Source organism: Tolypothrix bouteillei VB521301 (assembly GCF_000760695.4).
Lineage (GTDB): Bacteria > Cyanobacteriota > Cyanobacteriia > Cyanobacteriales > Nostocaceae > Scytonema > Scytonema bouteillei_A.
This window is the reverse complement of sequence record NZ_JHEG04000001.1, coordinates 6,227,224-6,239,840: the sequence shown is the minus strand read 5'-3', so window position 1 is coordinate 6,239,840 and position 12,617 is coordinate 6,227,224. Positions and strand designations below refer to the sequence as shown.

The 12,617-nt window shown below is 43.1% G+C and carries 9 protein-coding genes; 5 read left to right on the top strand and 4 right to left on the bottom strand.

Annotated features, from left to right (window positions below; all coding sequences use genetic code 11):
* Positions 1–25 precede the first annotated feature (25 nt).
* The 4 genes from HC643_RS25250 to HC643_RS25235 all read left to right on the top strand — a co-directional run bounded on the left by HC643_RS25250 (position 26) and on the right by HC643_RS25235 (position 4,738).
* Positions 26–616 carry a beta-carboxysome scaffolding protein CcmN gene (locus HC643_RS25250; RefSeq protein ID WP_038072384.1) on the top strand — a complete coding sequence of 197 codons (591 nt, stop codon included), beginning with the start codon at positions 26–28 and terminating at the stop codon, positions 614–616.
* 123 nt (positions 617–739) lie between these two features.
* The gene (locus HC643_RS25245; protein WP_082051584.1) at positions 740–1,546 is read left to right on the top strand and encodes a beta-carboxysome assembly protein CcmO; all 807 of its coding nucleotides are present in this window, start codon (positions 740–742) and stop codon (positions 1,544–1,546) included.
* A 314-nt stretch (positions 1,547–1,860) separates the two neighbouring features.
* Positions 1,861–2,811 carry a LysR family transcriptional regulator gene (locus HC643_RS25240; protein WP_038072385.1) on the top strand — a complete coding sequence of 317 codons (951 nt, stop codon included), beginning with the start codon at positions 1,861–1,863 and terminating at the stop codon, positions 2,809–2,811.
* A gap of 331 nt (positions 2,812–3,142) precedes the next feature.
* Positions 3,143–4,738, top strand: a complete 1,596-nt coding sequence (locus tag HC643_RS25235) for a mucoidy inhibitor MuiA family protein (RefSeq protein WP_038072402.1) — start codon at positions 3,143–3,145, stop codon at positions 4,736–4,738.
* Between the two features lie 168 nt (positions 4,739–4,906).
* Here HC643_RS25235 and ndhD1 read toward each other — a convergent pair whose 3' ends face one another.
* The 4 genes from ndhD1 to HC643_RS25215 all read right to left on the bottom strand — a co-directional run bounded on the left by ndhD1 (position 4,907) and on the right by HC643_RS25215 (position 11,151).
* Positions 4,907–6,478, bottom strand: coding sequence for a photosynthetic/respiratory NAD(P)H-quinone oxidoreductase subunit D1 (gene ndhD1 / locus HC643_RS25230; protein WP_038072387.1), 1,572 nt, complete (start codon positions 6,476–6,478; stop codon positions 4,907–4,909).
* A gap of 352 nt (positions 6,479–6,830) precedes the next feature.
* The gene (locus HC643_RS25225; protein WP_419723337.1) at positions 6,831–8,882 is read right to left on the bottom strand and encodes an NAD(P)H-quinone oxidoreductase subunit 5; all 2,052 of its coding nucleotides are present in this window, start codon (positions 8,880–8,882) and stop codon (positions 6,831–6,833) included.
* Positions 8,883–9,305: 423 nt separating this feature from the next.
* Complete coding sequence (locus tag HC643_RS25220; protein ID WP_038072392.1) at positions 9,306–9,692, bottom strand: thioredoxin family protein; 387 nt, start codon at positions 9,690–9,692, stop codon at positions 9,306–9,308.
* 742 nt (positions 9,693–10,434) lie between these two features.
* Positions 10,435–11,151 (bottom strand): NnrU family protein, encoded by a 717-nt coding sequence (locus HC643_RS25215; protein ID WP_050045175.1) that lies wholly within the window; start codon positions 11,149–11,151, stop codon positions 10,435–10,437.
* A 338-nt stretch (positions 11,152–11,489) separates the two neighbouring features.
* Here HC643_RS25215 and HC643_RS25210 point away from each other — a divergent pair, with 338 nt between their 5' ends.
* Positions 11,490–12,500, top strand: coding sequence for a LysR family transcriptional regulator (locus HC643_RS25210; protein ID WP_050045176.1), 1,011 nt, complete (start codon positions 11,490–11,492; stop codon positions 12,498–12,500).
* Positions 12,501–12,617: the final 117 nt, after the last annotated feature.

Sequence of the window (12,617 nt, the reverse complement as noted above, 5' to 3'; positions counted from 1 at the left end):
CAAAATTTTAGAGGTTACAGTTACCATGTCAGTGCCACCACTGCGCCTGAGGGATAGCTTTGATTCTTATATTGGTGGCGAGGTGATTATTCATCCAAGTGCTGTTATTGCACCTGGTGTGATACTTCAAGCGGCTCCAAACAGCAAAATTATTATTGGTTCGGGGGTCTGTATTGGCATGGGGTCTATTCTCCAAGTTCATGAAGGAATCCTGGAGGTGGGAGCAGGCGCAAACCTTGGGGCTGGTTTCCTAATGGTTGGACAAGGGAAAATAGGAGCAAATGCCTGTATAGGAGCAGCAACAACTGTTTTCAATTGTTCTGTTGACTCCGGACAAGTTGTTGCGCCTGGGTCAGTTATTGGAGATAGCAGCCGCCGCATGACTTTAGGAGCCGAACTGATTGGTGATACAGAAGAGCCACAACTGTCTGCAAGTCCTTCAAGTTCTAGTAGTACGGAGTTAGAGCAACCGCCAGCCAATCCTGATTCCCCTGCCCCTACCACTACAGAAGAAACTTCTACCAATTCATCAACGGGTACTGGTACTTTTATTTACGGGCAACAAAATATACAACAGCTGATGATTACATTGTTCCCCCACAAAAAAAATCCTTGAGCTACCCTAGTAGTACATGACGGTCACGCTGAAGAAGTTCTAGTTGTTGTGTGCAAGCAATGAAAGCACAACTCACAATAGACTATTCACAAAGACCCATATAATCAAAGATTGACAAAGAAAATGCAGGCATCATACCGTCAAAATGACTTCAAAGATACTGCCTTAGGACTAGTTTCTACTGAAAGTTTTCCGGCAATAGTGGGCATAGCAGATAATATGCTGAAATCTGCTGGGGTTCACCTAGTAGGATATGAAAAAATAGGCGGCGGTTATTGTACTGCTATTGTTAGAGGTGCGATCGCTGATGTACGTTTGGCGGTAGAGACTGGGGTTCAAGTTGGCGAACAAATGCACCAGCAAGTTTCTAGCCTGGTGATTCCTCGACCCTTCCCTAATTTGGAAGTGATACTACCTATTTCCAAACGCTTTAGCGTACTTTCACAAGGAGATAGCTACAGTCGCTTGAGCAACCTAGCCATAGGTTTGGTAGAAACGCGGGGTTTTCCAGCAATGGTGGGGGCTGCGGATGCAATGCTCAAAGCGGCTGATGTACAATTAGCAGCCTATGAAAAAATTGGTGCGGGTTTGTGTACCGCTATTATTCGAGGGTCTGTTGCGAATGTAGCCGTAGCAGTAGAAGTTGGGATGTATGAAGCAGAACGTATTGGGGAATTAAATGCAGTCATGGTTATTCCCAGACCACTAGATGAGTTGGAGGAAACCCTACCAGTGGCGAGTTGTTGGGTAGAGGAACGTCAGCCTTTGAATTTGCCAATCAGTTTCAAGGAACAAGTAGGAGAAGCAGAACTTTTGGAATTACCAAATTTAGAACAAGTAGGAGAAGCAGAACTTTTGGAGTTACCAGATTTAGAACAAGTAGGAGAAGCAGAACTTTTGGAGTTACCCGTGAAAGTTATAGAGGAGTAATTGGAAACAAAAAAGTTAAGAGTTTGTCATGAATCCTTTGATTTTACGAATGACAAATGATAAATGACAAAACTCATAACTGAGTTGACTACCATCAAGGTGTGCTGCCTTGGTTGGAAGGGGTCTTAATGTTTGTGACTAACTTTGATAATAGCTGTTCTTATCTATAAGAAAATACCGATCTTCTAATAACAGGGATAAATTTTTATCTATACATATCACTCATAACTTTTACTATAAGAATGCTGTATTAATCATAAGTATTCAGTGATACTAGATTTATATCTATTGTTGTTATTAGAGGAGAATACCCCTTGAACCAAGCAACGCTGCACCAGTTGAAGGTGTTCGAGGCTGCAGCTCGTCATGGGAGCTTCACTCGTGCTGCTGAAGAACTATTTCTTACCCAGCCCACCGTCTCCATGCAGATCAAACAACTTACAAAATCGGTGGGATTGCCATTATTTGAGCAAGTAGGAAAGCGTTTATATTTGACGGAAGCAGGACGGGAACTCTTCGCCACCTGTCGGCAAATTTTTGAGACAATCTCTCAATTTGAAATGAAAGTGGCGGATTTAAAAGGGCTGAAGCGAGGACAATTGCGTCTGGCTGTCATCACTACAGCAAAATATTTTATTCCAAGGTTATTGGGTCCGTTTTGTCAACTCTATCCTGGGATTGATATTTCTCTGCAAGTGACAAATCATGAAGGCATTCTAGAACGCATGGTCGGGAATCAAGATGACTTGTACATCATGAGCCAAGTACCCGAACATTTGGATGTCAGTTATCAACCTTTTTTAAGTAATCCTCTCGTTGTTCTAGCACCAATCAATCATCCTTTAGCAGGTGAAACGAATATTCCCATTCAACGTCTGGCTGAGGAACCTTTTATTATGCGCGAACCGGGTTCGGGTACGCGGCGAGCCGTACAGAAGTTATTTGATGAGCATGGTGTGACAGTAAAAGTCAAACTAGAATTGGGAAGTAATGAGGCGATAAAACACGCGATCGCAGGTGGTTTGGGAATTTCCGTTCTCTCCCGACATACCCTGATTGAGAACAAAGATTTAACTGTTTTGGATGTGGAAAATTTTCCCATTCTACGGAATTGGTACATGGTTTACCCTACAGGAAAACAGTTATCCATCGTCGCTCGTACTTATTTTGAGTATTTGCTAGAATCTGCAAAGCAATTTTCAGATCGAACTCTTGACTTTAGTTACGCTGTGGTCAATGAAGGCGAACTGAAAGCAGAGGTTTAAAATCTCGTAACCTAGTTCGACGGGTTTTTCGATCCTCTCCTTCACCGTGCAAAGGGAGCGATAGATAACCGTCGTTCACAATCTTTCTTAAATTTCAAATTTCTATTTGAAATGGAATGTAATACCAAATCCGGTTTTCTAACCTCTTTTAGCCTAACGATGTTCGTAATCGTGGCTATACAAACGCTCGTCCCTTCGGGTATCTCCTTACGGAGACGTCGCATCGGAGTCAATCAAAAACACTTAAAGCTTATTCATCGCTCTGATGGTTATGAATACAGTTTTACTCCGATTGACCCTGATTTACTTCGTTTTAGCGCGATTTAATAATATGACAGCAGTAGAAACTGAAATTGTTGCAGTGACAGTTTACACTGACCGAGCTCTAGTAACACGAAGGGGTGTTGTAACGCTTACAGGGCTTGAACGGGAATTAATCGTTAACAAATTACCCGATACTTTAGATGCAGAATCGGTCAGGGTAAGCGGTAGGGGTAAGGTGGCGGTACGCCTATCACAAGTGAGCGTAGAAAGAGTCTTTTCATCCGAACCAGCAACGACTCGGCTTGTACAATTGAAGGGGCAAATCCAACAGATGGAAGCAGAATACCGCTTTTTAGAAGCTCAAATTCATGCTTTAGATTTGCAATCTAAATTTTTAGAAGGTTTGCGAGAGAAAACAGAGGAACCTTTCGCACAGAGCTTGTCACGAAAAAACCTCAGTTCTAGCGAAACTTTGGATTTCTTGAACTTTTTAGGCAGTCAATATGCTGAGTATGCCATTGCAACAGGAGATTATAAGGTTCAACAGCAAGAACTAGACAAGCAGTTAGAAATTCTCCGCCAACAGGTACAACAAATTCAAACTTCTCACGCTCAAGAAAATTTTTGCTTGACCGTAGCGGTAGAACCGGAAGGTGCGGGTGATTTTGAATTAGAAGTGTCCTACATCGTTCGTCGTGCAACCTGGGTTCCACTTTACGATTTAACGGTCAATACCAACAGCCGTTTCCTCAACCTCAATTACTTAGCAGAAGTCAGCCAAAGTACTGGAGAAGATTGGAATTGTGTGGATTTAACCCTCTCTACAGCAAAACCAGGGCTGGGAACGCTTCCACCCAAACCAGAACCTTGGTTTATAGATGTATCTAGTCCCCCTGAAAATCTCTTGCGTCCAAGAGCCATGCACCGACTGACACCGGGAGCCGCTATGGCATCACCTACTCCAGAAAATAATCATAACGACACCGAGCGATCGCAAGAAAACTTTGTTGACGCCGAAAGCGCGGTAGCAGAAATTTCCAGACAAGGAAGTGCAGTTAATTTTAAATTAAATAATAGCGGTCACATTCCCAGTGACGGCGCACCTCATAAAACGACAATTTTCAACGATGATTATCCCTGTCAATTTGAGTATGTAGCCACACCCCGTTTGGTAAGTTTTGCCTATTTACAAGCAAACGCAAGCAACAGCACAAATGGAGCAACTTTACTAGCAGGCAAAGCAAATATTTTTCGTGACAATACTTTTGTAGGAACAACTCGATTAAAAAATACTGCACCCGATCAAGAGTTCAAACTGAACTTAGGTATTGATGAAAGTTTAAACATCGAACGTGAGTTAGTTGAGCGTCAGGTCGATAAAAAGTTAATAGGTAACAATCGCAGGATTACTTACGGTTATCGGATTATAATTACTAACTTATTGCATCAAGAAATATTGTTAAAACTTACCGAACAACTACCGGTGAGCCGTAACGAGCAAATCAAACCCCGCCTTACTCGCAGCAATCCGCAAATTCAATTAGGTGAGATGGGAATATTGGAATGGGTTTTGACTCTAGCACCTGAAGCAAAGCAAGAGATATATTACCAATTTACTGTAGAACATCCACCTGAATTATCAGTCCAAGGTTTAGATATTTGATATTTCGCTAACAGCTCCTTAGCTAGAGCTAATTGAGAACAGAGAGCCTTAACGTAAGCGATCGCTAGATCGCGCCCATCAGCCCTACAAATCCAGAAATTTTGCAGTCAAAAAAAAGGCAGGTTTTTGTCCCTGCCTTAAACATCAAATTGATGGAAAATCGAACATTTAATTTCCAATCGCAGGCGCATTAAACGATACCGCAGGCGCTTTTTCGTCTGCCAAAGCGGGTATGGAATCTCTCAAGCGTGCTGTTAGCTGTACGGTGCTTGCATCGTAGACCTGAGTTAGCAACTTCGGATACAATCCAATACCGATAATTGGTACTAACAAGCAGGCAATGATAAAGATTTCGCGGGGTTCGGCATCGATCAGTTTTTGATGAGCCACTAATTCTTCGTTCTCTTTGCCGTAGAAAATTTCCCGCAGCATGGACAGCAGATAAATCGGAGTCAAAATAACTCCTACTGCCATCAAGAACACCACAATAACCTTAAAGGTGGGGTTATAGGCGTCACTGGTGGAAAACCCAACAAAAATCATCAACTCAGCGACAAAACCACTCATTCCAGGTAATGCTAGGGATGCCAAAGAACAAGTTGTCCACATGGCGAACATCTTACCCATTTTCTTCCCAACACCACCCATTTCATCCAGCATGAGGGTGTGGGTGCGATCGTAAGTGGCTCCCACTAAGAAGAACAAACTCGCTCCAATCAAACCGTGAGAAACCATTTGCAGCATGGCTCCATTCAAACCCAAGTCGGTGAAGGAAGCAATACCAATGGCCACAAAGCCCATGTGAGAAATTGAGGAGTAGGCAATCTTCCGTTTCAGATTGCGTTGGGCAAATGATGTGAGGGCAGCGTAAATAATATTTACAATACCCAAAATCACCAACACCGGAGCAAATATGACATGGGCATCTGGTAGCATTTGGGCATTCATGCGAATCAAAGCATAACCGCCCATTTTCAACAGAACACCAGCCAACAACATATGTACTGGGGCTGTTGCTTCACCGTGAGCATCTGGTAACCACGTATGCAAAGGGAAAATTGGCAGTTTGACTGCATAAGCAATCAAAAACGCAGCGTAAAGCCACAGTTGCAGGTTGATTGCATAATCTTTGGCAGCCAGCGCTTGCATGTCAAAAGTGACAGTACCGCCGTGAAATGCCATTGTTAAACCAGCAATCAAGATAAACAGCGAACCACCTGCAGTGTACAAAATAAACTTGGTTGCCGCATATTGCCGTTTTTTACCGCCCCAAATGGAAAGCAGTATATAAACTGGCACCAATTCCAATTCCCAAACCAAGAAAAACAGGAGTATATCCTGTACTGCGAATACGGCAATCTGTCCGCCGTACATCGCTAGCATCAAGAAGTAAAACAACCTTGGCTTAAGCGTCACGGGCCATGCTGCTAGCATCGCCAGTGTGGTAATGAATCCAGTCAAAATAATAAGGGGCATAGACAAACCATCTGCCCCTACCGACCAATTCAAACCGAGTTGCGGAATCCAGCTGTAACTCTCAAATAACTGTAAGTCTGGATTGGAGAAGTCGTATCCGTTGTAAAAAGCGTAAACAATCAATGCAAAATCTATCAACCCTACGATTAGGGCATACCAGCGCACTGTTTTGCCTTCTTTATCAGGAATCAAGGGAACTAGCAGTGACGCCGCTATCGGGAAAAGAATAATCGTCGTCAGCCATGGAAAATTTGCTGTATTCATCACAAGTCGTCAGTCAGCAACAATAAGGTTCGGCTATCAACTACTAGCTATTTACTAACAGTTTTTGCGGGTTTTGCGCTTCATTCTTAGGTTGATTTAATAAAATCAGTACGTGAGAATGTTATTTGCTATTGCTAAGGGCTTTACATAAATTTACATTTCCTCGTTTTCTCGTTCCCAGATAGAACCTGTGAATGCAGATCGGGAAGCTTCGCCTCGTGCCACGAAATCGAGGCTGAGCCTACAAAATACACATTCCCAGGCGGAGCCTGGGAACGAGGATGAGGGGGTGTGGTTATGCCACGAACACCCAAAAGACTTCTGGGAAATCCCTAAACTTACTGAAAGATTTTTAAGTGACACCAAAAACAATCACTAAGCCCAACACAGCCCCAAAAACGATTAAGGCGTAAAATTGAGCGCGACCATTTTCTAAGTACTTTAGACCTTCACCACTCACGAGGGTGAAAAATCCAGTGAGGTTTACCGCACCGTCAACTACACGGAAGTCAACTTCCATAACTTGTCTCGCCAGACGGCGCAAACCAAGGACAAATACGCGGTGGTAGATGTCGTCAAAGTACCACTTGTTGAGGGATAGCTCGTAAAGTGGTTTTACTTTTGCTGCTATCTCTACGGGGTTGATTTTAGCCCAGGAATATGTTAGGAGAGCCAGAGTAATTCCAATCAAGGAAATTCCTACTGAACTTCCTGCCATAATGTAGAACTCCGTTGGGTTGAACGAAGCTGCTTTTTCTACTACTTCCTCTAATGTTTCATTGGGAGAGTAGATGAACTCCTCAAAGTAATTGGCAAAAGGAGTCCCTAGCAAACCAATGAGCATGGAAGGAAATGCCAAAACAACTAATGGCAGGGTCATTGTCCACGGTGATTCATGGGGATATTCGCTGTGTCCGTGACCGTGTGCGTCGTGTCCGTGGTTATCGTGCTGGTGTTTGGAAGAATCTTCGAGTTCTCCTGTTGTCATTGCACCGGGACCAAAAGCACGTTTTGTATCGAACCCAGCCACGAGTGCCATCCCGATTGGGGACTTGAGTTTTTCCCACTTATCAGTTTGATTGCCCCGGAATTTTCCTTCAAAAGTGGTTAGGTACATCCGGAACATATAAAAAGCGGTGATTCCCGCAGTCAGCCATCCCACAAACCACAGAAGCGGATTCGCGTTAAAGGCTGCCCCAAGGATTTCGTCTTTTGACCAGAAACCAGCAAAGGGCGGAACACCGGCAATTGCCAAGCAACCAATTAAAAAGGTGATTGCCGTAACTGGCATATACTTCCGCAGCCCACCCATCAACCGGACATCTTGTGCTAAAGCCGGATCGTGTCCGACGACTCCTTCCATACCGTGAATGACGGAACCGGAACCAAGGAACAGCATCGCCTTGAAGTAGGCGTGGGTCATGAGGTGAAACAGCCCTGCGGTGTATGCACCTACTCCCATTGCCATTACCATGTAACCTAATTGGGAGATTGTGGAATATGCCAGACCTTTTTTGATGTCGTTTTGAGTAATCGCAATTGTCGCACCCAAAAATGCTGTGAATGCTCCGGTGTAGGCAATGACATTCATTGCCGCAGGAACGTGTTCAAAAACTGGGTACATCCGGGCAACTAGGAAAACGCCTGCTGCCACCATTGTTGCTGCATGGATCAGGGCTGAGATGGGAGTTGGACCTTCCATCGCATCTGGTAACCACACGTGAAGCGGGAATTGGGCAGATTTAGCAACCGGGCCTAGGAAAACTAAAATCGCAAACAATATGGCAAGCAAATTGCTTAAAGAACCGTTCTGAACGAGTTCTCCAAGACGAATGCCCATCACATCAAAATCAAAGCTTCCCGTTGCCCAGAACAGCCCTAGAATGCCTAGCAGCAATCCAAAGTCTCCTACGCGGTTGGTCACAAACGCTTTCTGACACGCATCTGCTGCTGCTTTGCGATCGTACCAAAAACCGACCAATAGGTAGGAACACATCCCAACGAGTTCCCAGAAGATATAAACCTGTACTAAGTTGGGGCTGACTACCAAACCCAACATTGAGGAACCAAACAAGCTGAGATAGGCGTAAAACCGGACATATCCAGGATCGTGGGCCATGTAACCATCTGTATAAACCATAACCAAGAAGGCTACAGTGGTCACAATAACTAGCATCAGGGCTGCCAGATGGTCAATAGTATAACCCATGGTCAGGTGAAAATTACCTGCTGCAGCCCATTCTAAGGTACGGGTGTAAGAGGGGTGTCCTTGAATTTGACTCCATAACAAAGCAAACGAAAGACCCATCGCGGCTCCCATTAAGGATATGATGAGTGACGCATTTAACTTTCGCAAGCTGTTAGTTACCTGATTCAACGAGAGTAACCCCAGACCGACCAGCATTGCCCCAAGAAGTGGCAATACTGGAATCAGCCATGCATACTGATAGATTACTTCCATCACTGACGCCTACTTTTAGAATTCTTGACTTAAAGAAGTGTGAAGTGTAAAGGATAAAGTATCAACGATTGAGGCTGAGCTCGCTATGTCTATTCTTCACCCTTCATCCTTCATACTTCATACTTCGTCCTTTTGTTGATTAATTTGTCGGAACTGTTAATAATTGTGACACACACCCTCTTTGATAAAATACCCCACCCGACAGTAATTGGGTGGGGTAATTAAGCTTGGTTTTATATTTTGGTTAGCGGTTAGTGGTTGGTGGTTAGTGGTTAGTATGTTTTTTTACTCATGAATTAGTTGTTAGTAGTTAGTAGCTTTTTTAACAACTAACAACTAACAACTAACGACCAACCAACCAACTAGCTACGCTGACCTATAATTTAAATCAGCTACTTTTGATTTTTGGTAGCTTTTGGGTCGATTGACGTAGCAGATTTTGATTTCTTCTAAGGCTTGAAGCAAATCTTCTCGCCCGCGAAAACCTTCTAAACGCTGCCTGACTGTACCGTTTTCTATTAAAAGTAGAGTTGGTAGTGATTTGAGTCGATAAGTAGTCGCTAGTTTGAAGTTATCATCAGCATTGATGCCAACCAATTTAATTTGGTCTCCGCATTGCGATTTAAACTGCAACAGTAACGGCTGAATAATTTTACACAAACCACACCAAGGTGCTTCAAAATTGACTAAAACAGGAATTGGAGATTCTAAAACTTCTTGAGTAAATGTCCGCTCACTTACCGACAACACCATGATGCCTCTAGAAGTAAACACTTTTGTTATCAACTAAGCTGTCAGCAGGAGGAGCAGTAGTGTCACGACCATGCAATAAATTCAGCACAGATACAATTTGTGTCACTAGAGAACAACCAGTAAAATGCCAGAAAATTTTAACCGGCTCACACTGCCCGCTGCCATCTAAAATATTTACTTAGCCGTTTGCTTGCCAAGTTTTTTTGTACTCAAATTAGCAAGTATCTTTGGACAGGGACTCTAATTCTATGACTTAACGTACCATAACAACGAAGAAAAAATCCTTGATGTGGTAGTCCGATCGAGTTTTTCGGAGCTTGAACTAGCCAAGTCTAGAACACGATATTCTCTAGAAACAGATAGCTTGAGAACGAGCTAAACTTTTGGAGTTCCTGACACTTAATTGAGATCTCTCAAGTACTTGTCTACTTTGGTTTATTTTTTTGGCTTATTTTTTTCCATTTTAACCAGTATCTACTGATTATAGAAGAGAAAATGGCTGTTTATCAAGTCTTTTCCCCATTTAGTAATTGTTTAACAACTGCTAAATTTAAAATTTCAAAACTAAGCGCCCCCTACTGACAGCTAATTCGCCCATCGGGCTTGCCAGTTTCCTACAGAGGAAAACCCTCACAAAGGTACTGGTCTCATTTCATCCTACATTGATTTGGTAGCAGTTGAATATGATTTTGTGGAAGAAGTGTCAAATTAACTGCTGTAGAAATTTAAGTTTGTGTTAGAATCATAACCTTATTTTGCCTGTTGCTTCAATTAACAAGGGATGCGACCACCAAAGTAGCAGCACGAAAATAATGATTCCCACATACGACGGACGCAAAAATTCCTGCCATACGAGAGATTGACGTTTGTCAATAACAGCTGCTAAGGGAAAGATTGATGTACGCTGTTTAACTTTTTCAAAAGCTTCACCATAACGATCGCTCAAACGGCGATCGCCATGCCAAACCCCAAATAAATGGTGTAACACTAACCCTAACGAAGTGACAAGAGTAAAACTAGTACCGAGCCAAAGAGTATGAGCGATACACCAAATAACTTGTCCCACCATTTGCGGATGGCGAGTGATGCGGATGATACCAGTCTCGTAGAGATGAACTTGGGGCTTTTGGATAGCAGCGATTTCTAGTAGATTGAATGTAGCAGGATATAAAAAGAAAAACGAAATTGCCGACAGCACCCATACCAATTGCGCTATGCCCGATACGCCTTGGAAGTTCCAAAGCTCTATACCATCATAGCGGTGGTTAAAAAAGTAAACGATGAGGATCGCAGCTAATGGCAGGCTAGCTAGCGCAAAAAGAATGCGATAAAGCCTACATCCGATGTATTTTTCTGCCCAAGGACGCAAGGCAGCTCCTCCACTGTGGACAATCGCAAAACCCAAGAGTAGCCCAAGCATGACAAAATGACTAAGGGTTAACCAACCCGGCAACATCATATACACAAATGAAGTAAGTTAAAGAAAACCAAATTTAGTACAACGAATACCACAAACTATGTAAAAAATCTCCCCCAGCGGATTTTACCCCAAGGTCGCGTGTTTGCTGAATTTATACCAGCCCCCTATCTTCAGTAGCACTGCACGAGCGTATCACCATCCATTTCAAAGCATTTGGAGAGTAGAAAAGGAGACTTTAGTCAAGATGATATGCTACTGTCTTTATCGAAACAGCCTCTACGTATTAAGATGCATTCTTAATCTTACCCAACTGTGAAGGCTCATTACGCTGGTTTGTAAAAGATTGCTGCTCCTTTCTTGTTCGTGGGTTTAGCCTTATGTCTGACCTTCCTTTCACATTAGACCAACTACGTATTCTGAAAGCGATCGCTGCAGAAGGGAGCTTCAAGCGCGCCGCTGACAGCCTTTACGTTTCTCAACCCGCCGTGAGTTTGCAAGTGCAAAACTTAGAACGGCAGCTGGATGTTCCGTTATTTGACCGTGGAGGACGTCGTGCTCAATTAACCGAAGCCGGACATTTACTTCTAAGCTACGGGGAAAAAATTCTCAGCTTGTGTCAGGAAACTTGTCGCGCTATAGAAGATTTACAAAATCTGCAAGGCGGTACTCTCATTGTGGGAGCCTCTCAAACTACGGGTACTTATCTTTTACCCCGGATGATTGGGATGTTCCGACAAAAATATCCGGATGTAGCGGTACAATTGCACGTCCATTCCACCCGCAGAACTGCCTGGAGTGTAGCAAACGGACAAGTTGATTTAGCCATTATTGGTGGTGAAATTCCTGCCGAACTTGTAGAATCTTTGGAAATCGTTCCATATGCTGAAGACGAGCTGGCGCTGATTGTACCTGTCTCCCATCCTTTTTCCAAAGTAGAAACAATCCATAGAGAAGACCTATATAAACTGCAATTCATAGCTTTGGATTCTCAATCTACCATTCGCAAGGTCATTGACCAAGTCCTAGCACGCTCCGATATTGATACGCGCCGTTTTAAAGTTGAAATGGAACTTAATTCCATAGAAGCTATTAAAAATGCCGTCCAATCTGGTTTGGGAGCAGCTTTTGTCTCAACTTCAGCAATTGCTAAAGAGTTACAAATGGGGCTGCTGCACTGTGCGCCTATCGAAGGGGTCATCGTCAAACGGATGCTGAGGCTAATTTTTAATCCCAATCGCTACAGATCCAAAGCAGCAGAAGCCTTTAGTCGGGAAATTCTGCCTCAGTTTGCTACCCCAGGTTGGAATCTAGAGTTGTTAAAATCTGTACCGAAAGCCATGGCAGTCAGTGTATTAGATGGAGGAAATAATGGTCTTGAAGATGATTGAGATGTAGTTACATAATTCGTAATTCGTAATTCGTAATTCGTAATTAATGATTAATTACGAACGAATTACTATTTAGAAAAAACACCATAACTCAGTTATGAAAAAGCCAAAAAATGC